This window comes from Lutibacter litoralis, assembly GCF_014646675.1.
Lineage (GTDB): Bacteria > Bacteroidota > Bacteroidia > Flavobacteriales > Flavobacteriaceae > Lutibacter > Lutibacter litoralis.
The window spans coordinates 68598-93995 of record NZ_BMNS01000006.1; the positions used below are offsets into that span (position 1 = coordinate 68598).

The following is a 25398-nucleotide window of genomic DNA, read 5'->3' on the forward strand; positions in this document are numbered from 1 at the left end:
GTCACCGACAATTTGTCGGTTATTAAATTTTTAAGAAATTGGTAATTTCTATTTTTACAATTTACAGAGGGCTATTTTTATAATATCATAATAATTAACTTATATAATTTAAGATTATCTAATTTTTTAAATTAAATTTTTTTTCAGGTGGCTTTGTACGGTCCTTGCGCATAATTACATTAATCTTAATAATCAACATTTAAAATATGAAAGTATTAGTAATTGGAGCAGGAAATATGGGTTTGACCTATGCTGAAGGGATGGCAACTTCACCAATGCTCTCAAAACATAAACTCAGGATTTTTGATATCGATCCAAAAATAATGGAAACTTTAGGCAAAGACGAAAGATTCTATGTTTATAATGATTTAGAAGATTGCTTACCAAAAGCGGATATTGTTTTTATAGCAGTTAAGCCTTACCACAGCGATGCTCTTTTTGAGAAAATGAAGTCTAAAATTCACAATCAACAACTTTTTGTGTCGCTTATGGCTGGAGTAACAATAGAAAGTATTCAAGAAAAACTTGAAACAAAAAAAGTTATTAGAACTATGCCAAATCTTCCAGCGCAAGTTGGTAAAGGTGTAACATCATATACAGAGTCTAAGGAAGTTTCTAGAGTAGAACTACTTATGGTAAGAAATTTATTAGACACTACTGGAGCCTCTATACACGTTGCAACTGAAAAGTTTATTGATGCTTCAACAGGAATTTCTGGTAGTGGCCCCGCTTATGTATTTTACTTTATGCAATCAATGTTAGAAGCTGCTCTTAAAATGGGGTTTTCAGATTACGACTCCAAAATTTTGGTGAGCAATACATTTGAAGGTGCTATTGAGTTATTTAAGCAAAACAGTTTTTCTCCAAAATCTTGGATTGATAAAGTAGCATCAAAAGGTGGAACAACACAAGCAGCTATAGATTCTATGGAAGACAATAATATAAAAGAGCTTATTAAAGATGCGGCTTATGCTGCCTTTGATCGAGCTGTAGAACTAGGAAAAAAATAACATGGAAACAAAACGAATAGTAGTAAAAGTTGGTACCAATGTATTAACTAATAAAGACAGTAGAATTTTAGGACCTGTGCTAAAAGAATTAGTACGGCAAATTGCAGTATTATATGAACGAGATATTCAGGTAATATTAGTATCCTCAGGATCTACCATTGCAGGGAAGGAAGTGCTTGGAGATACAAAAATAAAAGATCCATCCATTAGAAGACAATTGTATTCTTCAGTTGGTCAACCAAGAATGATGAGAAATTATTATGATATTTTCCGTGACTATGGAATGCGATGTGGACAAGTTTTAGCCACGAAACGTGATTTTGATATAGGAAAACATAGAGAAAATATGATTAATTGTTATGAAGGTTTATTATCGGAAGGTGTTGTTCCAATTGCCAATGAAGATGATGCAGTTTCTTTAACAATGTCTATGTTTTCAGACAATGATGAGCTAGCGAGTTTAGTAGCAGAATTATTAGATGCAGACCGTTTAATTATATTATCTGACACCGATGGTTTGTACACTGGACATCCAGATGATGAAAACTCTAGAAAGTTAAACGAGGTAACAGTTGAACAAAATGTAGAACATTACGTTAAGGCTTCTAATAAAAAAGAAGGAGAAGGACGGGGTGGAATGAAATCCAAATTAAAAATTGCAAAGCATACAGCTAAAAAAAATATTCCAACATATATAGCTAATGGAAAACGTGATAATGTAATTGTTGATATTATTGACAATAAAGAAGTTGGAACAAAATTTATTCTTTAAAAATATTCTAAAAAAATATGAAATTATTAAGTTCAGAAATAAAAAATAAAGTACTCAATTCAATGATTAAAATTATTGATAGAGAGCGTATTAGTATTCTAGAAGCCAATAAAAAGGATCTAGATGCTTTTAACAAAGATGATCAAGCACTTTATGACAGACTTGTTGTAGATGATGCTAAAATTAATGGAATGATTAAGGCAATTGATGAAGTAAAAGCCCAAAAAGATCCAGTAGGGCAAGAAATATCTGATTTAACCTTAGATAGCGGTTTAAAAATCACAAACAAGACCGCTCCTTTTGGAACTATTTTAATTATTTATGAATCTCGACCAGATGTTACAATAGAAGCTGCTGTTTTAGCTTTTAAAGCAAATAATAAAATTTTATTAAAAGGAGGTAAAGAAGCTTTAAATAGTAATCTTATTCTTGAAAAATGTTGGCACGAGGCGTTAGAGGAAAATGGTCTTTCAAAAGATTGGATTAAATTACTCCATTTAAAACGTGAAGAAACTCAGGAATTTCTTAAAAATCCAACAGAAAAATTAGATCTTATTGTGCCAAGAGGTGGTGAGCGCTTAATTAATTTTGTAAAAGCGAATGCAACCTGTGCTGTTTTAATTAGTGGTCGTGGTAATAACTTTTTATATGTTGCAGAAGATGCAGATTGGATAAAAACAGTTAAAGTTATTATCAATGCAAAAACCGATAAAATATCTGGTTGTAATGCATTGGATAAGGTTTTAATAGATAAGAATATTCCAAATTATGAACAAAAGCTTCAAGAACTTCAAACGGTATTGACGAAGTTAAAAGTAGCATTGGTTGTAGATAAAAATGTAGGAGAAATTCTTCCAGATGAAAATATAATTTCCAATCAAGATATTTGGTACGAAGAGTTTTTAGCAATGAAATTATTAATTGCTGAGGTAGACAATACCGACACCGCTATTGATATTATTAATAAATATTCTGGTGGACACTCAGCAGCAATATTAACTGAAGACAAAGTATTAGCAAAAAAGTTTATGGAACAAGTAGATAGTGCAGCAGTATATCACAACGCATCTACAAGGTTTACAGATGGTGGTCAAATGGGAGTTGGTGCAGAATTGGCAATTAGTACAGACAAACTGCATCATAGAGGTCCTTTAGGATTAAAACAACTAGTTACGAATAAATACTATGTTTTTGGTGATGGCCATATAAGGACTTAATTTTTTAAAAATAAAGTCGCTTTTTAGCTTCTGTACTATGGGCTAAATGTAAATATTAAGTAAATTAGACTTCAAAAAACAGGAATGAATTAAATAAGAAATTATTTTGTTTGTTCCTGTTTTTGTTTGTTTGGAAATAGACAAATTTCATCAAAAAGAAATTAGTTAAAAGCAAATTTACAAATTCAAATTGATATCAGAGGTTGGAACAACTTGAAAAATAAGCTAAGAATATAATATTATAAATTTATGTAAATATTAAATGAAATTTGTAAATTTGATTTTATAGATATAAATCTTCAAAACAGGAAAATTGAATTAATTAAGTGGTTATTTACTCTGAATGATCAACATATCAACAAGCAACTAAATATTGGAAACTCTTATTTCATTTATTGCAGCTTCAATGTTGTTAACCATAACACCAGGCCCAGATATTATTTATGTATTGGTGCAAAGTATTACCAATAGCAAAAAACACGGAATTGCAACTGCATTCGGTTTGGTTTCTGGAATTATTATTCATACTACCTTGGTTGCTTTTGGGGTTTCAGCAATAATTAAACAATCGGAAACTATATTTTTTGGTATAAAATTGTTTGGAGCGTTGTACTTATTGTATTTGGCGTATGTAACTTATAAGTCGAATGAAGAGGTTTTGTTACAAAATAGAGCTGACAAAAAAGGATTGTTACAATTGTTTAAACAAGGCTTTGTTATGAATGTTTTAAATCCGAAGGTTTCTATTTTCTTTTTAGCATTTTTTCCTGGATTTTTATATTCTAACACGCAAAGTACTGTAGTTCAATTTTATGTATTAGGACTGCTTTTTATGTTCCAAGCGTTGTTGATTTTTTCGTTAGTTGCTATGCTTTCAGGTAGTTTTGCTTCCTATTTGAAGAAGCATCCAACATTTAATTCAAACATTAAATGGTTTAAAATTATTGTTTTTATTGGGATTGCTATTTTTATACTTTTTTCTAATTAGACACTGAGAAGATATTGTATATTTGAATTTGTATGAAAACCGTAAAACTTATAGAATGTCCGCGTGATGCAATGCAAGGAATAAAATCTCATTTTATTGCTACTGAAGCAAAGGCACAATATATAAATGCATTGTTACGTGTAGGTTTTGATACCATAGATTTTGGAAGTTTTGTATCCCCAAAAGCAATTCCTCAAATGCGAGATTCTGCGCAAGTACTTTCTAAATTAGACTTAAGTAAAACCGAAAGTAAATTATTGGCAATTGTTGCAAATGTACGTGGGGCAGCAGATGCTTCACAATTTGAAGAAATTAATTATTTAGGATATCCTTTTTCTATTTCAGAAAACTTTCAAATGCGTAATACTGGAAAAACTATTTCAGAATCTATTGTAATTTTAAATGAAATTTTAAACATTGCTTCAAAAACTAATAAAGAAGTTGTAGCCTATTTATCAATGGGTTTTGGAAACCCTTATGGAGATCCATGGGACGTTGATATTGTTGCGGAATGGACTGAAAAGTTAGCACAAATGGGTGTTAAAATAATTTCGATGTCAGATACCATTGGAAGTTCAACTCCTGATATTATAGCGTATTTGTTTTCAAATTTAATACCGCTATATCCATCAATTGAGTTTGGTGCACATTTGCATACTACCCCTGCAACTTGGTTTGAAAAAGTTGATGCAGCTTATAAAACAGGTTGTAATCGTTTTGATGGTGCTATAAAAGGATACGGAGGTTGTCCAATGGCAAAAGATGAACTTATTGGAAATATGCCAACCGAGAAACTTATTTCATACTTTAATCAACAAAAAGCTTTTACAAATATTAAAGCAATGAGCTTCGAAAGTGCTTATAATGAAGCTTTAAAAATATTTTCATCTTCATAATTTATTCGTTTTCAAATAATTAATTTTTTCTTCTTTTATAGAGTATGATATATATCATACTATTTATAATTATTCTAAATAAGACTTTGGTATGTTACTTTCGTTACATACATTTGCACTGTTATTTGAAACAAGTCTAAATAAACATAAGAAACAAAAATGAAAAATTTAAAATTATTTGTAGTAGCATTTTTAGTTAGTATAATGGGGTATTCACAAGACGAAATACAAAATAATTACGAAAATGCGGGCACTAAATTATTAGGTGAAAATTTACCAAAAGGAGTAACAATTGGTGGATATGGACAGATAGATTATAATGAACCAGATGGGGCATTACCAGGAAATCTAGATATACACAGATTGGTTTTATTATTCGGTTATAAGTTTAACGATAAAGTAAGTTTTTTAACAGAAGTAGAGTATGAGCATGTTAAGGAAGTGTACGTTGAGCAAGCCTATATAAAATATAAAGCCAATGAAAATGTAAACGTATTAGCTGGTTTAATGTTAGTTCCAATGGGAATTATTAATGAGTTTCACGAACCAACAACATATTACGGAGTAGAGCGCCCAAATGTTGATAAATACATTGTTCCAACAACTTGGAGAGAACTTGGTGTTGGTATTTCAGGGAATATTAACAATGCTTCATTAAAATATCAAGCGTATTTATTTAACGGATTTAAATCTTATGCAGATGGAGCTGGAATTTTACGTGGCTCAGATGGTTTAAGAAAAGGACGTCAGAAGGGTGCAGAATCTGTTATAAATTCACCTAATTTTTCTGCAAAATTAGATTATTATGGAATTATGGGTCTTAGAGTAGGATTGTCTGGTTATTTTGGGAAAACTCAAACCGATGACAGTGGTATTGAAGCTTCAACTGTTGGAGTTTCTATGCTAGGTTTAGATGCACGTTACAAATACAATAATTTAGAACTAAGGGGCCAATATATAACGACTAATTTATCTGATACAGATGAATATAATACTTTAACAGGTAAAGATTTAGGTTCTAAATTGACTGGTTTATATGCAGAAGTAGCTTATAACTTTGATTTAAAAGGAGTTGAAAAATTAACACCATTTTTAAGATACGAAAAGCACAATACGCATGCCGATACAGCAGGAAGTTTAATAGCCAATAAGGCATATGATAGAGATGAATTAATTTTCGGATTAAATTATAAAGTAGCTGAAGGAGCAGCCTTTAAGGTTGATTATCAATTGATGAATAATGCGGTTTATGGAAGTGATGCTGCAAAACAATTTAATGCAGGTGTTGCTATCTGGTTTTAAATTATTAAAATAGTAACATAATAATATGTCAAATTGAGCTTTTTTAGTTAGTAAATTAGCTCAGTTTGATATTTGAGTTTTTATCAAAAAAATAGTAGTTTCAAAATTTAAAAATATGAAGCAAACAATATTTATAACATTTTTAGTCTTTTTTATATCAAGTTTTACCGTTTCTAAACGTGTTGATGCAATGATAACTAAAGAAATTAAATCCGTTTTTGAAATTGAAACTTTTACGAAGGAATTAATTAAGATTTCGTCTGAAATAAATACGACCTTACCAATACAAATTACAGATACAAATTTTTTTAAAATTAACTCTAATAACAAAAAAATAGGATATTATTATTTGGGACAAGCGTATGGTAAAGCAGATTATTTCGATTTTATTGTTATTTTTGATGCAAATTTAATAGTTTCAAAAATAAAAGTTTTAGTTTATAGAGAAAATCACGGTGGAGAAGTAGGCAGCAAACGTTGGTTAAAACAGTTTATTGGAACAAAAACAACAACACAATTAAAATACCAACAAGATATTGCAGCTATTTCTGGAGCAACAATTTCTGCGAAGTCAATGACAAATGAAGTAAATAAATTACTGGAAACAATATATATTTTAAATACAAAACAACTTTTATAATGCAGGTTCACGGTTTAATTCATCAGTTTCCAAAAGAGATAAAATTACTAATAGTTGTTTTTATTGTAGTTTTAAGTATTGGTTTTTATGGTGGTTTAAGCTTTGTAAATAATACAACTTCAATGAGCTCAACTGGTGTTGAAACACATTATTTAGGAAATGAAGCAGATGAGGATGCTGAAGTTATGAAATTCAAAAAGAGTGAACGTGAAATTCTTACAGTAGTTCATAATCATATACTCTCGTTATCCGTAATTTTCTTTTTACTTTCATTAATTTTAGCAACAACTTCAATTAACAAAAAGTTGAAATATTTTTTAATGTTTGAGCCTTTTTTGTCAATACTTTTAACCTTTGGAGGTATTTATTTGCTTTGGAGAGGAGTTGTTTGGTTTAAATATGTTGTTATATTTTCAGGATCTTTAATGACAGCGACCTTTTTAGTGTCAACACTATCAGTACTTTATCAATTATTAGTTTCAAAAAAATAATATATTCATATATTTCAATTAAAAAGTGTAAATTTGCTCGCAATTAATTTCTAAGTTGATTGCATTATGATTTCACATCCAAATAAATTTGTAGGAGAAGGTTTAACCTACGACGACGTATTACTTATTCCTGCTTTTTCAGAAATACTTCCAAGAGAGGTAAATATTCAAGCAAAATTTTCAAAAAATATAACTTTAAACGTTCCAATTGTATCTGCTGCAATGGATACTGTTACAGAATCAGATATGGCTATTGCTATGGCTCGTGAAGGCGGAATTGGTGTTCTGCATAAAAATATGACTATAGAAAAACAAGCAGCCGAGGTAAAAAAAGTAAAACGATCTGAATCAGGTATGATTATAGACCCTATTACAATTACTAAAGATAAAACTGTTTTTGATGCCAAAAGTTTAATGCGCGAATATGGTATTGGAGGTATTCCTGTGATTAACAGTCAAAGTATACTTATTGGTATTGTAACAAATAGAGATTTACGCTTTGAAGGTGATAACACTCGTAAAATAGAAGAAATTATGACTTCTAAAAATTTAGTTACAGTTGCTGTTGGTACCTCATTAAAACAAGCTGAAGTAATTTTGCAAGACAACAAAATTGAAAAATTACCTGTCGTTGATGATGATTATAAATTAGTTGGGTTAATTACTTTTAGAGATATTATTAAAGTAAGTGAAAACCCAAATGCAAATAAAGACACATACGGACGTTTAAGAGTTGCTGCGGCCATTGGAGTAACTGGAGATGCTGTTGAAAGAGCAGATGCCTTAATTACCGCAGGTGTTGATGCCTTAATTATTGATACAGCTCACGGACATACAAAAGGAGTAGTTACTGTTTTAAAAGAAATTAAAAGCAAGTTTCCAACTATAGAAGTAATTGTTGGAAATATAGCTACAGGTGCAGCCGCTAAATACTTGGTAGAAGCTGGAGCTGATGCGGTAAAGGTTGGTATTGGACCGGGTTCAATTTGTACAACACGTGTAGTTGCAGGTGTTGGTTTTCCTCAACTTTCTGCAATTTTAGAGGTTTCTGAAGCGATTAAAGGAACTGGTGTTCCTGTAATTGCTGATGGCGGTATTCGTTATACTGGTGATATTCCAAAAGCAATTGCTGCTGGTGCAGATTGTGTAATGTTAGGTTCTTTGTTAGCTGGAACAAAAGAATCTCCTGGGGAAACAATTATTTTTGAAGGAAGAAAGTTTAAATCTTACCGAGGAATGGGGTCTGTGGAAGCTATGAAACAAGGCTCTAAAGATCGTTATTTCCAAGATATTGAAGACGATATTAAAAAATTAGTTCCTGAAGGAATTGTTGGTAGAGTTCCTTATAAAGGTGAGTTACAAGAAACAATGCATCAATTTATTGGTGGTTTAAGAGCAGGAATGGGATATTGTGGAGCAAAAGATATCAATACTCAAAAAAGAGCACAGTTTGTGAAAATTACTGCTGCAGGTATGCGAGAAAGTCATCCGCATAATGTTACTATAACAAAAGAATCTCCAAATTATTCAAGATAGTTTATTTAAAATACAGTTATTTATAAAAAAAGATTCCTCAATTTGAGGAATCTTTTTTGTTATTCTATATAATTTTTAATATTACTCTTTTATAACTCTTATCCCAACATACTTACTTTTAATCATTTCAGTATTGTTAGTATCATAAAAATCGTAGGCGCTGTAACCGTAAATTCCATTTTCGAAATATTCTGCAACATTTCCTCCCAAGTCATAAACTTCGGCTTCTCCAACTTTAGTGGTCTTATTTTTACCAACTTTTTTAAATAAGTGCGATTTTAATTCTGTTATTTTTTTATTTAGTTTTTCAACTTCATCAATAGTAATTTCATAACCAGCCCAATAGTTTAGTGTGTTTTCTTTTGCTGCAGCTTTATGCGCTGATTTTTGAAGTTTTTGAGCTTCTTTTTCTGAAGGTAACCTATAACTATCTCCAGTTAGCCTACTTAACCATTGTACATATTTTAAAGCTTCTTCTTTAGAAGTAACAACAGGATAATTGTCTAACCCAGCATCAAAATTAAATTCTGGATTGTAGGCTTTAAATTGAGCGTTGGTTACCTCAAACCTTCCAATTGAAATTGAATCCTTTTTAACTGATACAGTTTCAGGGATTAATACATTATTTAGTTCAATTCCAAAATTACCATTTTCAGTTACTTTTACATTATCAATTTTTAATAAATTAGCTAATGGACTTTCCTTTTTAAAGGCTTCATTTTTAGTTGAAGGTTTGTTAAATAAATAGGTGTCTATCCAAGCCAATTCTTCATTCATTTTACGTAATTGATGTGTTATTTTTCCTAAACCGTGAGGTTGCCCTGGAAACCATAAAAAGCGCACAGGAGCTTTATTTACTTGCTGTAAACCTCTATAATATTCCCAACCTTGATCTCTAGGAACTGCTCTGTCTTCACTTCCGTGAAAAATAATTGTTGGTGTTTTTATTTTTTCAATTTCAAATAAAGGTGATTTAATAATGTAATTTTCATTGTAAAACTTCCCATTTAAATCATCCCAAGGAGCGCCACCAAAATAAGATTGGTCAAAGCTCACTCCAAATCTGCACGTTCCATAATCCGATGTCCAGTTAACATCACCGGCACCTGGTGCAGCAAATTTGAACATATTGGGATAGCGAACTGTTAACATTGTGGTTAAAATTGCGCCGTTAGACCAACCCATTGTTCCTAATTGATCCTTATCAATCATTCCTTTTTTATCTAAAAGATGTATTGCTTTGGTAATGTCTTCTAATTCTGGTTCGTAATAATTTCCTTTAATACTTTCAACAAATGAAAGCCCGTGGTTAGAAGAACCATGGTAATTTGGCTTTAAAACAAAAGAACCTCGTTGTGCTAAAATATTTGGATAGGTACTCCAGCGTTCGCTCCAAGTATCGGTATCTACGCCAGAAGGACCTCCGTGAATAGATAAAATTAGAGGATAACGTTTTCCGGCTTTATAGTTTTCCGGATAGTATAAAATACCTGTAACTTCTTCATTATTATAACCTTTCCAGACCAATACTTCACTTTTTGTAATATGTTTTTTAGCTAAATTTTTATTTAACTCAATAACTTCCTTTTCATTAATAAATTTATTTTTTGAAATATCTGCGACATAAAATTTCGGTAATTTTGAAGCTGTAGAATATTGGTAAATTACTTTAGAACCGTTTTCAGAAACACTTAATAAAGTAGTGTGATTGTCTTTTTCATCTAAATCAATAGATTTTTTTGACCAAGAATTTCCACTCTTTTTATAATATGCTAATTTGTAATATGCCTTATTTGCAAGGGTCACAATTACATCATTTCCAACAACATTATAACCGCGACCAATACCTAAATCCCATTCTAAATCTACTTTTTTATACGCATTGGTTTCTAAGGTAAAATAGTATAATTCTGAAATACCTGCACCATTCCATTTTGGATCTGAAGAGTGAGATGATGTAAAATAAAAACCTTTATTGTCTTTACTAAACTCAAATCCATTTGATGGAAAATCTAATTCTTTTATAATTTGTGTTACTTGCTTTGTTTCTAAATTTTGAAGAAAATAAAAAGGATCTTTTTGGGCATCAGAAGCATAACTTCTACTTCTACTAGTGCTGTAAATTAACCATTTTCCATCAGGAGAAACAGTATAACTTTCTAATGGTTTTTTGTTATTTGTAATTCTTTTTATTGATTTTTCTTTAATATCGTAAGCATACACTCTAGAGGGTTTCCAATGTAGTGAGTCTTCAACCACAATTACATCATCTTTTTTTTCTTTTAACTTACTTTCATGCAAAGTTTCTCCTTCATTAGATTTAAAAAGTAAGGTGTTTTTATTTTGCCAAGCTAAACTAGAGATGCCATTTTTAAACTCTTTAACTTCTTTAGGTTCTCCACCATAAATGCTTAATTTCCATAATTTTTTTCCTTTATCGCGTGTTGATAAAAAGTAAATATATTCACCATCTTTGGAAAACATAGGACTATAATCATTTTCATCTGCATTTGTAAGTTGAATGGTTTTAAAAGTATTCTTTTCAGGAATATCTAAGCGTGTTAAATAAATATCTGAAACAAATTTGTCTTTCTTTTTTACAGCCTTATTTTTAGTCCAAACCACCATAGTTTCATCAGGAGAAATAGATACAGAGCGCATAGATTCGGTATTTACAATATCTTCTGGTGTCCAACGAGTTTTGTCTTTTTCTTCGTCTTTTTCTTGAGCCTTAAGTTGAACAGTAGCTAAAAAAAGAAGCAATAAGGTTGTTGTAGCTAAAAATGTTTTTTTCATAAGTTGTTATTGAATTAGTTGTAATTAAAGTTTAGGATCTTTAATAAATTAAAGAATATGTTTTCAGCTTTTAACTATTTTTAAGTCTCTCCAATTCTAAATATTTATTAACGAATGCTCTAACACCATCTTCTAGGTTAGTTTCAGGTTTGAAATTTATATAATTAAATAAGCTTTCAACATTTGCATAGGTAGATTTTACATCGCCAGGTTGCATTGGTTTAAAAATGATTTTTCCTTTTTTACCCAAAACCTTTTCAAGTGCTTTTATATAATCCATTAAAGCAATAGGACTATTATTTCCAATATTAAAAATTTGATAGGCTTTTGTACTTTTTGAAGAGGTAGGTTTTTTAGGGTTAAAAGCAGGATTATTTTCTTTTGGAGCTAATGGTAACAGACGTTTTATACTTTCAACAATATCACCAACATAGGTAAAATCTCTACTCATATCGCCATTGTTAAAAACTTCAAACTCTTTATCTTCAACCATAGCTTTGGTGAAAATATGCAATGCCATATCTGGTCTTCCCCACGGGCCATATACTGTAAAAAAGCGCAATCCAGTAGCAGGAATATTGAATAAATTCGCATACGAATGTGCCATCATTTCATTTGCTTTTTTACTTGCAGCATACATTGCTAATGGATGATCTGTACAATTATCTTCTTGAAATGGAATATCCTCACTTAAACCATAAACAGAACTTGAAGAAGCAAAAACTAAATGTTCAACTGGATACGCTCTACAACTTTCTAAAATATTTAAAAACCCAGTTATATTGCTATCTACATAAGAGTGTGGATTTTCTAAAGAATACCTTACACCAGCTTGTGCCGCTAAATTAACAACATAGTCAAATTGTTGCTCTTTAAATAATTGTTTTAAATTATCTAAATCTGTTAAGTCTAATTTAATAAATGCAATAGCATCTTTTTTTAACAGTTTATTATATGAAATCTCAGAAATATTAAAACCTAAATTTGTTAAACGTGCGAACTTTAAATTTACATCGTAATAATCATTAATATTATCTAAACCAACAACTGTATAGTTGTTTTTAAGTAATAATTTTGCCAAATGATGACCAATAAAGCCAGCCATTCCAGTAATTAGAACTTTTTTTTTGTTTTTTATATTCATTTGTTTTGTTGGTTTTTTACAGCTTGTTATTTTTCTTTTTTTAATGAATTGCTATTTCAATAATTTAATTGAGTGTATTCTTACATTATTTATAGGTCTGTCAAAATCATCCGTTTTAACCTTTGCTATAGAATCTAATACTGTAATACCTTTTATAACTTCACCAAAAACGGTATAGTTTTGATCTAATTTTGGGTAACCTCCAATAGATTTATAAACCGTGCGGTGCTCTTTAGGCATAGCATAAGGTTTATAGTTTTCTTCAGATAATGCTAAACTTAAAATACTATCCATTAGAATATTATAATGTTCCAAATTTCTATTATCCATGGCAAATTGAATTGAATCTAATAGCAATTTTTTTTCAATAACATTTTTAAAATAATCTCGAGCTTTATTTCTATTTGTATATTTTTCTGCAACATCTAATATACTATCATTACAAATTATTCCCTGTACTATGTAAAATTGCATCGCACTTGAAGCCTTTTCAGGGTTGTTGTCTCGGGCAGCAGCCAATGCTCCTTTTTTATGAAACAGCGCATTGTTAAATTCAGCTTTTACCATATAAGGCGCATCGCCATTTCCAAGTGTATCGTTTCTCTTTGCATTTCGGCTATCTGGGTCGCCTCCCTGAATCATAAAATTATGTATAACCCTATGAAATAAGAGACTATCATAAGCTTTATTATTAGCAAGATTTATAAAATTATCTCTATGTAAAGGGGTTTCGTTGTATAATTCTATAACCATAGTACCGTAATTGGTTACCATTTCAATTTTTTTACGATTTTCTTTTTGAGGGTTTAATGGTTTTTCTTGCTCTTTACAACCTAAAAACGATAGCATAAAAAATGAAAGCAAAGAAAATTTAAAAAAGGAATTCATTTGTTGTTTTTTAGGTCAGTTATGTCCAACTAAGGATAAAACAAAATTAATAAAACAAAAATAGAATTATTTACAATAAACGGTTCATATATGCAGTATTTATTTTGATATAATACTAAATTTTATCAAAATAACTGCTTAAATTTGAAGTACTAAAAAATGTAAAAAATGAATAAAAAATTAATAGAATGTGTACCAAATATTAGCGAAGGAAGAGATGCTATTAAAATAAAAACAATCGCTTCTGTAGTTGAAACTGTTGAAGGTGTTAAATTATTAGATATAGATCCTGGAAAGGCTACAAACAGAACGGTGATTACCTTTGTTGGTGAACCAGAAAATGTGATTGAAGCTGCATTTTTATTGATTAAAAAAGCTGCGGAATTAATAGATATGAGCAAGCATTCTGGTGAACATCCACGTTTTGGAGCTACAGATGTTTGTCCGTTAGTTCCAATTTCAGGAATAACACTAGAAGAAACTGCTGTTTTTGCTCATAAATTAGGCGAAAGAGTTGGAAAAGAACTTGGTATTCCTGGTTATTTTTATGAAAATGCGGCAAAACAAGATAAAAGAAAAAATTTAGCAAGTTGTCGTTCTGGTGAGTATGAAGGCTTAAAAGAAAAATTAGGAAATCCTGAATGGAAACCAGATTTTGGACCAGCTGAGTTTAATGCTGCTGTTGCAAAAAGTGGTGCTACCGCAATTTCTGCACGTGATTTTTTAATCGCCTATAACGTAAATTTAAATACAACTTCAACAAGAAGAGCAAATGCGGTTGCTTTTGATATTCGTGAAGCTGGACGTGTAAAATATGAAAATGGAATTACTGGAAAAAAAGTATTAGACAAAAATGGAGAGCCCGTTCGTATTCCTGGAAAATTAAAAGCTGTAAAAGGAATGGGTTGGTATATTGAAGAATACGGAATTGCACAAATTTCGTATAACTTAACAAATATAAGCATTACATCTATGCACGTAGCTTTTGATGAAACTGTAAAGTCCGCAACCAAAAGAGGTTTAAGAGTAACAGGCTCGGAATTAATTGGATTAATTCCATTAAAAGCAATGTTAGATGCTGGAGATTATTTTCTAAGAAAGCAAGAACGTTCTTTAGGAATTTCAGAAGAAGAAAAAATAAAAATTGCTGTAAAATCCTTAGGATTGGACGATTTGAAACCTTTTAACCCAAAAGAGAAAATTATTGAATACTTGTTAGAAGATACTGGCTCAAAAAAATTAATAGATTTTACTGTAAAAGGTTTTGCAGAAGAAACTGCAGGAGAATCTATGGCGCCAGGAGGAGGTTCTATTTCAGCGTATGTTGGTACTTTAGGGGTTTCTTTAGGAACTATGGTTGCAAATCTTTCTGCACACAAAGCGGGTTGGGATGCAAAATGGGAATTTTATTCAGATTGGGCTGAAAAAGGGCAAGCTTATAAAAATAAATTATTGTTTTTAGTAGATGAAGATACCAATGCTTTCAATAAAATTATAGATGGTTTTAGAATGCCAAAATCTAATAACGAAGAAATTAAAGCTCGTAAAGAAGCCATAGAAAATGCAACTAAATATGCTACTGAAATTCCATTTCAAGTAATGGAAACTGCTTTTAATTCTATGGAAGTTATGCAAGCAATGATTGCTGAAGGAATGCAAACTTCACTTTCTGATGCTGGAGTGGGGATTTTATGTGCTAGAACAGCTGTAATTGGCGCTTATTTTAATGTTAGAATAAATGCAAAAGACATAAAAGATAGAGTTTATGCTGAAGACATATTGAATAAAGCGAAGACTGTTTTTAATAAAACAATACAAATTGAAAATGAAGTAATGGAGTATATTGATTCTAAAATGTAATTATCTTTAGTATCACATAATTCGTTATTGGATATGAGGAGTGAGGAGCTAAAAGGATATGAAGTTTTCGAACTTTCAACTTTTAATTTCTCACTTTTTTAATAAACTCAAACACGTATTGTAAAATGTTGTTTGGCTTGTTGGGTTCTAAAAAAGACAATTCCCCAAAAATAAGTATCAACTGTAATAGTAACTTTTGGATTTTTTTTAATTTCTTCCCAGGCTTCTTGCATTTCTTTGGACCAGTTTATATCATCAAAAATAAAGACTGAATTGTTAGTTGCAGCAACCAAACATTGTTTAAAATAGTTTAATGTTGCTTCTTTTTGGTGATTTCCATCAAAATATATAAAATCAAAAGTGGTATTGGTTACCAATTTTGGTAATGCATCTTTAAACTCTCTATTAATTAGCTTAATGTTTGAGAGTTTAAATTTAGAAAACAATTCTTCAGCTTTTTTAGCGGTATTTTTACAACCTTCAATAGTTATAATTGAAGCCTTTGGATTTCCAATGCTTAATGCAGCAGTACTTAGCCCAACAGAAGTTCCTAATTCGAGTATGGTTTTAGGTTTAAAATAAGTAATAAGTCTAATTAATAGAACAGCACGTTTTTTTGAAATCCCAGCAACTTTTGCAATTTTAGCGACCTCCCTATTCGAGTCTTTAAAAATTTTAGATCCTTTTCCAAAATCATTTACAACTATATGAGTGTTATTATTGTAAGAATAATTTAGAATAGAATTCATTAATTTTAGACTGTCTGATGCAGTTTTTTTATTAAAACATGTAGTAACTAAATTGTAAACAAAAGGAGAATGAACACCGTGTTTATTAGTTGACTTTTTAAAAAATAAAAAATACGACTTTAATTTGAACCACATACTTATTATAATATATTGCGAAAATAGCTGAAAAATTATTTTAATCTGCTATTAAAAATTATATTTGTGATAGCCCTATACAATTTTTATATGAAGCATCTTTTTTTGATTATACTATTTTTAACTTTTTTTACATCTTGTATTTCTACAAAGCAAATGACGTATTTTCAAGGTGAACCTATTAGTAAATCAGAACTTTATAAATTAAATAATGAGCCTTATCGACTTCAAATTAATGATATCTTATATATAGATATTAAAGGTAGCAATCCAGAAATTGTGGCAATGTTTACAAGTAGTGGAGAAAATACAAGCGGTACTGCAAGTAACACTCAAAATTTATATTTTACAGGATATTCAGTTGATAGACACGGAAATATTAGAATTCCGTATTTGGGAGATGTAAATGTTTTAGGTTATACAGAAAAAGAAGTCCGTATAAAAATAGAACAAAATCTAGAAACTTTTTTTAAAAACCCAGAACAACTATTTGTTAATGTTAAGCTAGCAGGTATAAATATTGTTGTTACCGGAGAAGTAGGTTCACCAGGTTCAATAAATTTGATGCAAAATCAAGTTTCTATTATTGATGCTATTTCTAATGCTGGTGAAATTACACCTTTTGGTAATAGAGAAAATGTTACAATTATAAGAAAAACAATTGACGGTGTTAAAAAGTACAGACTAGACTATACAAAAATTGAACTGTTTGATTCAGAAAATTTTTATTTACAACCTAATGATATTGTTTACGTAGCACCTTTAAAACAAAAGTCGTGGGGAACAGGTACAACGGGGTTTCAATCTTTTACAACAGTGGTTACAATTTTATCTTTTTTGGTAAGTTCTGTGTTATTAGTTAAAAATTTGTAATAATATGGATAGTAAGTTTAGTTTTAGTGAGCAGACCAACGAACATATTTCTGATATTAAAGATTATCTATTTAGAATAATTGCTAATTGGAAATGGTTTGTTTTTGCAATATTAGTGGCATTTGCTATTGCATACTATTTTAATATTTCTTCTGAAAAAATTTATGGTTTATCAACAACAATTGCCGTTAAAGAGAAACAAAATCCGCTGTTTTCTACTGGAACCAATATTGCTTTTAATTGGGGAGGTGTAAGTGATAAAGTAGAATCTATTAGAAAAGCATTAACATCTAGATCTCATAATGAAAATGTAATTAAAGAGCTTGGTTTTTATATAGATTATTTAAAAGAAGGCAGGTTTAGATTGGAAGATGTTTATAAAGAAACGCCATTCGAAATAAAGTTACAACCCAACCAATATCAATTATTAAATACACTTATTAAAATTGAAATTATTGATGAAGGTAATTTTAAATTATCGGTTGATTTTGATACTGAAGAAGATTATAATTTAATAAATTATAAAAGTGAAACTACTCAAAGATTTATTCCTGAAAATGCTAGTTTTTCAAAATCCTATTCATTTGATGAATATATAAATTTACCATTTCTAAAAGCTCAGGTATTAAAATCCGAAGTAGTTAAAATAGGTAAAGCCAATATATTTTATATAAAAATAAATTCATTAAATAGTGTAACCAGCAAGTATAAGAATGTTAGAGCAAAAGGGTTGTCTGGTACTTCTTTAATTGAACTTTCTTTAACGGGTTCAAACAAAAATAGAATTGTTGATTTTTTAAATAAAACAGTAGAAGTTTTAGCAGAAGTAGAATTAGAACAAAAAACAAACTATGCACGAAGTACTAAAGATTTTATTGATGCACAGTTTAAAAATACTTCAGATACCTTAAAGCTAATTGAAACTAATATTGAGAAATTTAAACAGCAAAACTCTATTTATAATTTATCGGCACAAGGAGGAGAAATTTTTTCTCAAACTACAGGTTTAGATAAATTACAAAAACAGTTTACAGACAGAATAGAGTATTTTGATAATTTAGAATCGTATATAAAAAATAACACCAATTTTTCAAAAATACCAGCTCCAGCAATAATTAATATAGAAGATGCTTCAATTTCTGCAATGGTAGGCGAGTTAACAAAATTATCTATAGAAAATGAAAAACTTTCAAAAGAAGTAACGCCAAATCATCCTTCTTTAAAATTAAATAATGATGAGATTGAAACAACAAGAAATGTATTGCTTGAAAACTTGTCATCCTTAAAAAAAGCTACTTTAGTAAGTTTAAAAAATAGTAGAGAACGTTTAAATTCTTACAACTATCAGTTGAATAAGCTTCCAAATAAAGAACAGAAATTATTAAATTACCAAAGAAAATATAGTTTAACAGAATCTAATTACGTGTTTTTAATGCAAAAGCGATACGAAGCTGACATTGCAATTGCAGCGAGCGTTTCAGATATTTCGGTGTTAGATTCTGCAAAAGATACTGGACAAGGAGCTATTTTGCCTAGAGTTTCTTTTAATTACATGATAGCCTTATTGCTGGGTGTAATTTTGCCACTTTTTGTGGTGATTGCTAAAGAAATTTTGGATAATAAAATTCATACAGCAGAAGATATAGAAAGATTGACCCCAATACCAGTTTTAGGTGTTGTTGGGGAAAATATGGCAAGTAACAATTTGGCAGTATTTCTAAAACCAAAATCTATGGTGGCTGAGTCTTTTAGAGCCTTGCGCTCTAATATTCAGTTTTTATTTGATAGAAAATTAAAAGATCGTTCCAAAACAATTTTGGTAACTTCCTCAGTTGGAGGAGAAGGAAAAACATTTATTTCTATAAATATGGCAACTGTTTTTGCATTAGGTGGTAAAAAAACTATTTTAGTTGGATTGGATTTAAGAAAACCCAAAATATTTGGTGATTTTGATTTAACAAACAAAACAGGTGTTGTAAATTATTTAATTGGTGAAAAGAATATTTCAGAGGTTATTCAAAAATCTAAAATTCCGAATTTAGATATTATAACATCAGGACCAGTACCTCCAAACCCTTCGGAATTATTAATTAACACTGCTACGGATGAGCTTATTGCCAAATTAAAGGAAGATTACGATTATATAATTTTAGACACACCGCCAATTGGTTTGGTTAGTGATGCACTAGAACTTTTAAAATTTACAGATGCTACAATATTTGTATTAAGGCAAGATTATTCTCAAAAAGGAATGCTTAAAATTATAAATGATAAATATAAAAAAGATTCAGTTTCTAAAGTTAGTATTGTTTTAAATGATTTTAAGATAAAATCTAAGTACGGCTATGGCTATGGTTATGGCTACGGCTATGGTTCTGGAAAGTATTCAGAAGGGTATACAATCGTAGAAAAAAAATCATTTTTTAAAAAACTGTTTAACAGGTAACGGTTAATGTTAATATTTTTGATTTATAAATTTTTCTTCTAAAGAATATTAAAATTAGAGTACTTATTTTTTTAAAAAAGGTGACAAAAGTCACTAAAATTCCCCTATATATCTAAGGCTTAAAAGATAGATTCGATTATCTTTGCAAAAAAATAAAATAATGAATAAAGCTATATATATAGCAACCAGCGAAGCAAATAGTGGAAAATCTATTGTAGCTTTAGGTTTAATGAGAATGCTATTAGGTAAGACTGCTAAAGTGGGTTATTTCAGACCTATTATTGATGGTGTTAATAAGGGAAAAAAAGACAATCATATAAGTACAATTATATCTCATTTTAATTTAGATATAAATCCAAATGATGCTTTTGCTTATACGCGAACAGAATACATAAAAAAGAGAAATGAAGGTAAAGAAGGAGAAGTATTTGATAAGATTATAGAAAAATACAAAGCCTTAGAAGAAATTAATGATTTTATGTTGGTAGAAGGTACCGACTTCTCTGGAGAAGGTGCAGCCATTGAATTAGATGCTAATATATTAATTGCTAAAAACCTAGGGATACCAGCAGTAATTGTTTCAAGTGGTGTAGATAAAACTTTAGAAGAATTTGTAAATGGAGTGCATATAACATACGATTCTTTTAAAGAAAAGGAAGTTGAAGTTTTAGCTGTTATTGCAAATAAAGTTCAAGAAAAAAATATTAAAATTGCGAAAGAGGGTATTCAGAAAAATTTACCGAAAGATATTTTTGTAAGTGTTATTCCCTTAATAACATCTCTAAATAACCCTACGATAAAAGAGGTTGCGAAAGCAATAGATGCAAAAATATTATTTGGAAAAGAGCATATAAACAACCAGTCCTCTAAATTTATAGTTGGAGCAATGCAGCTTCGAAATTATTTAGGACATTTATGTGAAAACTGTTTAATTATAACTCCAGGTGATAGAGCCGATATAATTTTAGGAGCACTACAAGCAAATATTTCTTCAAACTACCCTAAAATTGCTGGAATTGTACTTACAGGAGGAATCACTCCAGAAAAACCAATTATTAAACTAATAGATGGTTTGGCTCAAGTAGTGCCAATACTAACAGTTAATGAAGGTACATTTGCTGTTGCAAATAAAATTGGAGCTGTACGTTCTCATATGTATGCAGAAAATAAAGAAAAGATTACAACTTCATTAAATATTTTTGATAAATATGTTGATGTAGATAAACTTAATGAAAAATTAATAACCTTTAAAAACGATAGTATTACGCCTAGAATGTTTCAATATAATTTATTGAAAAGAGCTAGACAACAACGTAAACATATTGTTTTGCCAGAAGGGAATGATGATAGAATTATTACTGCTGTTGCAAGGTTAGTTCAAATGGATATTGTTAATATAACTTTATTAGGTGATTACGATAAAATTGTTGATTCAATCAATCGTCTAGGTTTAACAGTTGATATCAATAAATTTAATATTATTGACCCAGTAAGTTCTGACTATTTTAAAGATTTTGCCAATACTTTGTTTGAATTAAGAAAAAATAAAGGTTTAACAATAGATATGGCAGAAGATTTAATTGGCGATGTTTCTTATTTTGGAACCATGATGGTTTATAAAGGTTTAGCAGACGGAATGGTCTCTGGAGCAGCGCACACAACACAACATACTATTTTACCAGCATTACAGTTTATAAAAACAAAACCAGGTGTTTCAGTAGTTTCTTCAATTTTCTTTATGTGTTTAGAAGATCGAGTTTCTGTTTTTGGTGATTGTGCAATTAATCCAAATCCAAATTCAGAACAATTGGCAGAGATTGCTATTTCATCAGCAGATTCTAGTATAAACTTTGGTATGGAGCCTAAAATAGCAATGCTTTCTTATTCTTCAGGAGCTTCTGGAAAAGGTGCTGACGTTGATATTGTTAGAAGAGCTACAGAAATTGTTAAAGAAAAAAGACCAGATTTAAAAGTTGAAGGTCCTATACAATACGATGCTGCAGTAGATATTACTATTGGTAAAAGTAAATTACCAGATTCTGAAGTTGCAGGACAGGCAAACGTATTAATTTTTCCTGATTTAAATACAGGTAATAATACGTATAAGGCTGTACAGAGAGAAACTGGAGCATTGGCAATTGGACCAATGTTACAAGGTTTAAATAAACCTGTAAACGATTTAAGCAGAGGCTGTACTATTGATGATATTTTTAACACAGTAATATTAACTGCAATTCAAGCCCAAGACATAGAATAAATTGCATTTTGCATATTTAAAATTAAAAAAATGTACCATTAGTAATTGTAATTGCTAAAAAAATATTAAATAAGAAATGAAAATTTTAATTATAAATTCAGGTAGTTCTTCTATAAAATATCAACTATTTAAGATGCCAGAAGAAGAGGTTATTTGTTCAGGTTTAGTTGAAAGAATTGGTTTAGCCAATCCAGAAATACATTACAAATCAAAAAATCATGCAATTGATAGAGTTTGTATGATAACTAATCATGCAGAAGGGTTAGAAAAAGTTGTAAAATTATTACTAGATGATGAGACAGGAGTTATTAAAACTACTTCTGAAATTGCAGCGGTAGGACATAGGGTTGTACATGGTGGAGATGCTTTTTCAGATACCGCTTTTGTTGATGAAAAGGTAAAAGCTAAAATTAAGGAGCTATTTTCTTTGGCTCCACAACATAACCCTGCTAATTATGAAGGTATTGTTGTTGCAGAAAATATTTTTCCAGATGCAAAACAAATTGCAGTATTTGATACAGCATTTCATCAATCAATGCCTATTGAAGCGTACAAGTATGCCATTCCAAATAAATTTTTAGAAGAACACAAAATTCGTAAGTTTGGTTTTCATGGTACCAGCCATAAATATGTAGCAAAATTAGCACGTACTTATTTAGGCGAAGCACAAAGTGAAAAAATAATTACCATTCACTTAGGTGGTGGGTGCAGTATAACTGCTGTAAAAGATGGAAAAAGTGTTGATACTTCTTTAGGCTTTGGTCCAAATGAAGGTTTAATTATGGGAAGTAGAAGTGGTTCAATAGATAATTCAATCATTTTTTACTTAGTTAACAATCTGGGCTATGAGCTAAACGACGTTAATAATATGCTTCAAAAAGAAAGTGGTATGATTGGTTTAACGGGCTGTCTATCAGATTATAGAGATATAGAAGCTGAAGCATTAAAGGGAGATAAAAAGTGTCAACTTGCTTTAGAAATGAGCGCTTACAGAATTAGACATTATTTAGGTGGTTATATTGCTAATTTAAATGGTGTAGATGCCATTGTGTTTACTGCAGGTGTTGGTGAAAATTCTATAGTTCTTAGAAAAATGGTGTGTGAAAATATGGATTTCTTTGGAATTGATATAGATGAACAAAAGAATGATATTAAGGCTAGAAAATTAACAGAAATTCATTCAGACAACTCTAAAGTTAAATTATTAGTTATTCCAACAAATGAAGAGTTGGAAATTGCCAAACAATCTTTTGAATTAATCAATTAACAAAATATAAGATTGTAATCATTACACTTGTTAACAAGTGTAATGATTACAATCTTTTTTAAAATTTAATAGATGTTTAGTTAGGCGCTGTTTTTAATTAAGCTTCTCAAATCTTCTCTTTAAGTAGCTTTATTTCATCACGTAATTGAGCAGCCGCAATAAAATCTAAGGCTTTTGCAGCTGTCTCCATTTGTTTTCTTTTTGCTCGAATGTGTTTTTCAATTTCAGTTTTAGATAAATAATCTAATTCTTTCTCAGCAGCTAAATTGGTAGCATTGTCATAATGATACGATGAAACCGTATTTTTTGCTAAGGTGTTTTCTATACTTTTTTTAATTTGAGTAGGTGTAATATTATGTTCAGTGTTAAAAGTAATTTGTTTTTCACGTCGTCTAGTAGTTTCATCTATTGTCAATTGCATACTTTTTGTAATTTTATCTGCATACATAATTGCTTTTCCTTCAACATTACGTGCAGCTCTACCAATGGTTTGTGTTAAAGAACGGTGAGAACGTAAAAAACCTTCTTTATCAGCATCTAAAATAGCAACTAGAGAAACTTCTGGTAAATCCAACCCTTCACGCAATAGGTTTACTCCGATTAAAACATCAAACAATCCTTTTCGTAGATCTTGCATAATTTCTACACGTTCTAAAGTGTCAACATCAGAATGAATATATCTACAACGAACTTGAATTCTAGTTAAGTATTTAGACAATTCTTCGGCCATACGTTTGGTTAAAGTAGTAACTAAAGTACGTTCGTCTTTTTCAACTCGAATTTGTATTTCTTCTAATAAATCATCTATTTGATTGATACTCGGGCGAACTTCAATTTCGGGATCCAATAAACCAGTAGGTCTAATAATTTGTTCTACAAATATTCCCTCAGTTTTTTGTAATTCGTAATCTGCAGGTGTTGCACTCACAAAAATAACTTGATTCTGAATGGCTTCAAACTCTTCAAATTTTAAAGGTCTATTATCCATTGCTGCTGGCAATCGAAAACCATAATCTACTAAGTTTACTTTTCTAGATCTATCACCACCATACATTGCGTGTACTTGCGGCACAGTTACATGGCTTTCATCAATAATCATTAAATAATCGTCAGGAAAATAATCTAGCAAGCAGAAAGGTCTTGAACCGGGATTTCTTCCATCTAAATAACGCGAGTAATTTTCTATTCCACTACAATAACCCAATTCACGAATCATTTCCAAATCAAATTCTGTTCGCTCTTTTAAACGTTTTGCCTCTAAATGTTTGCCAATTTCTTTGAAGTATTCGTATTGTTTCATCAAATCTTCTTGTATGGCGTGGATTGCGTTTTGTAAAACATCTGGCGAGGTAACAAACAAGTTTGCTGGATAAATGGTAAGCTGTTCAAATTTTTCAACAACCTGATTATTAGTAACATCAAAACTTTCAATTTCTTCAATTTCATCTCCAAAAAAGTGAATGCGATATGCATGTTCGCCATACGAAGGATATACAGTTATAGTATCACCTTTTACTTTGAAAGTTCCACTACTAATTTCAGTTTCTGTTCTAGAATATAAACTTGTAACCAATAATTGTAAAAATTTAGTGCGTGGTATTTCCTGGTCAACTTCAATTGTAATAATATTTTTTTTGAACTCAACCGGATTACCAATTCCATAAATACAAGAAACAGATGCCACAATAATTACATCCCGTCTACCAGAAAGAAGGGCAGAAGATGCACTAATTCTTAGCTTTTCAATATCTTCATTTATAGATAAATCTTTCTCTATATACGTTCCAGTTGTTGGTAAAAATGCTTCTGGTTGGTAATAATCGTAATATGAAACAAAATATTCCACCGAATTATTTGGGAAGAATTGTTTAAACTCTGAATATAATTGAGCGGCTAAGGTTTTATTATGAGCTAAAACCAATGTTGGTTTCTGTACTTTTTCAATTAAATTAGCAACTGTAAATGTTTTTCCGGAGCCGGTAACACCTAACAGTGTTTGGAATTTTTCGTTAGATTCAATTCCAGATACAAGCTGTTTTATAGCTTCAGGTTGATCTCCAGTAGGTTTAAATTTAGATTCTAACTTTAGTAGCATAGTGCAAAAATAAGCTAATTTATATACATATTTAAA

19 protein-coding genes are annotated in these 25398 nt (G+C 30.2%); 14 read left to right on the forward strand and 5 right to left on the reverse strand.

The features are described 5' to 3' along the window. Window positions 1-206 precede the first annotated feature (206 nt). From proC to guaB, 9 genes are all read left to right on the forward strand, one after another. Entirely contained in the window at window positions 207-1010 is an 804-nt protein-coding gene (gene proC / locus IEW75_RS10520; RefSeq protein ID WP_134246395.1) for a pyrroline-5-carboxylate reductase, read from the forward strand. Window position 1011: 1 nt separating this feature from the next. Next, window positions 1012-1782: a glutamate 5-kinase gene (gene proB / locus IEW75_RS10525; protein WP_134246396.1), complete on the forward strand. Its 771-nt coding sequence runs from the start codon at window positions 1012-1014 to the stop codon at window positions 1780-1782. A gap of 17 nt (window positions 1783-1799) precedes the next feature. Then, on the forward strand, window positions 1800-2999 hold the full coding sequence (locus IEW75_RS10530; protein WP_134246397.1) for a glutamate-5-semialdehyde dehydrogenase: 1200 nt from the start codon (window positions 1800-1802) through the stop codon (window positions 2997-2999). Between the two features lie 373 nt (window positions 3000-3372). Next, complete coding sequence (locus IEW75_RS10535) at window positions 3373-3987, forward strand: LysE family translocator (protein ID WP_308423328.1); 615 nt, start codon at window positions 3373-3375, stop codon at window positions 3985-3987. A gap of 32 nt (window positions 3988-4019) precedes the next feature. Beyond that, window positions 4020-4883 (forward strand): hydroxymethylglutaryl-CoA lyase, encoded by an 864-nt coding sequence (locus tag IEW75_RS10540; RefSeq protein WP_134246399.1) that lies wholly within the window; start codon window positions 4020-4022, stop codon window positions 4881-4883. A gap of 159 nt (window positions 4884-5042) precedes the next feature. After that, a complete protein-coding gene (locus IEW75_RS10545) occupies window positions 5043-6185 on the forward strand; it encodes a porin (protein WP_134246400.1) in 1143 nt (380 codons plus the stop codon). A gap of 115 nt (window positions 6186-6300) precedes the next feature. Beyond that, on the forward strand, window positions 6301-6825 hold the full coding sequence (locus tag IEW75_RS10550; RefSeq protein ID WP_134246401.1) for an FMN-binding protein: 525 nt from the start codon (window positions 6301-6303) through the stop codon (window positions 6823-6825). Then, on the forward strand, window positions 6825-7316 hold the full coding sequence (locus tag IEW75_RS10555; protein ID WP_134246402.1) for an Aq_1264-related membrane protein: 492 nt from the start codon (window positions 6825-6827) through the stop codon (window positions 7314-7316). The genes IEW75_RS10550 and IEW75_RS10555 overlap by 1 nt, the downstream gene beginning before the upstream one ends. Window positions 7317-7382: 66 nt before the next feature. Further along, entirely contained in the window at window positions 7383-8852 is a 1470-nt protein-coding gene (guaB, locus tag IEW75_RS10560; protein WP_134246403.1) for an IMP dehydrogenase, read from the forward strand. A gap of 81 nt (window positions 8853-8933) precedes the next feature. Here the strand turns inward: guaB and IEW75_RS10565 are convergent, their stop codons facing one another. The 3 genes from IEW75_RS10565 to IEW75_RS10575 all read right to left on the reverse strand — a co-directional run bounded on the left by IEW75_RS10565 (window position 8934) and on the right by IEW75_RS10575 (window position 13680). Next, window positions 8934-11648 carry a S9 family peptidase gene (locus tag IEW75_RS10565; protein ID WP_134246404.1) on the reverse strand — a complete coding sequence of 905 codons (2715 nt, stop codon included), beginning with the start codon at window positions 11646-11648 and terminating at the stop codon, window positions 8934-8936. Window positions 11649-11718: 70 nt separating this feature from the next. Then, window positions 11719-12792, reverse strand: coding sequence for an NAD-dependent epimerase/dehydratase family protein (locus IEW75_RS10570; protein ID WP_134246405.1), 1074 nt, complete (start codon window positions 12790-12792; stop codon window positions 11719-11721). A 51-nt stretch (window positions 12793-12843) separates the two neighbouring features. Continuing rightward, window positions 12844-13680 carry a peptidylprolyl isomerase gene (locus tag IEW75_RS10575; protein ID WP_134246406.1) on the reverse strand — a complete coding sequence of 279 codons (837 nt, stop codon included), beginning with the start codon at window positions 13678-13680 and terminating at the stop codon, window positions 12844-12846. 168 nt (window positions 13681-13848) lie between these two features. Between IEW75_RS10575 and ftcD the strand changes: the two genes are divergently transcribed. Then, a complete protein-coding gene (gene ftcD, locus IEW75_RS10580; protein ID WP_134246407.1) occupies window positions 13849-15540 on the forward strand; it encodes a glutamate formimidoyltransferase in 1692 nt (563 codons plus the stop codon). 107 nt (window positions 15541-15647) lie between these two features. On the opposite strand, the gene IEW75_RS10585 is transcribed toward ftcD, so the two are convergent. Then, entirely contained in the window at window positions 15648-16289 is a 642-nt protein-coding gene (locus IEW75_RS10585; protein ID WP_308423329.1) for an O-methyltransferase, read from the reverse strand. 225 nt (window positions 16290-16514) lie between these two features. On the opposite strand from IEW75_RS10585, the gene IEW75_RS10590 reads away from it, so the two are divergent. The 4 genes from IEW75_RS10590 to IEW75_RS10605 all read left to right on the forward strand — a co-directional run bounded on the left by IEW75_RS10590 (window position 16515) and on the right by IEW75_RS10605 (window position 23267). Continuing rightward, the gene (locus IEW75_RS10590; protein ID WP_134246409.1) at window positions 16515-17297 is read left to right on the forward strand and encodes a polysaccharide biosynthesis/export family protein; all 783 of its coding nucleotides are present in this window, start codon (window positions 16515-16517) and stop codon (window positions 17295-17297) included. 4 nt (window positions 17298-17301) lie between these two features. Then, on the forward strand, window positions 17302-19743 hold the full coding sequence (locus IEW75_RS10595; protein WP_134246410.1) for a GumC family protein: 2442 nt from the start codon (window positions 17302-17304) through the stop codon (window positions 19741-19743). Between the two features lie 160 nt (window positions 19744-19903). After that, entirely contained in the window at window positions 19904-22000 is a 2097-nt protein-coding gene (gene pta / locus IEW75_RS10600; protein ID WP_134246411.1) for a phosphate acetyltransferase, read from the forward strand. Window positions 22001-22076: 76 nt separating this feature from the next. Continuing rightward, window positions 22077-23267, forward strand: a complete 1191-nt coding sequence (locus tag IEW75_RS10605) for an acetate/propionate family kinase (RefSeq protein ID WP_134246412.1) — start codon at window positions 22077-22079, stop codon at window positions 23265-23267. 106 nt (window positions 23268-23373) lie between these two features. Here IEW75_RS10605 and uvrB read toward each other — a convergent pair whose 3' ends face one another. After that, window positions 23374-25362, reverse strand: a complete 1989-nt coding sequence (gene uvrB / locus IEW75_RS10610) for an excinuclease ABC subunit UvrB (protein ID WP_134246413.1) — start codon at window positions 25360-25362, stop codon at window positions 23374-23376. Window positions 25363-25398 lie beyond the last annotated feature (36 nt).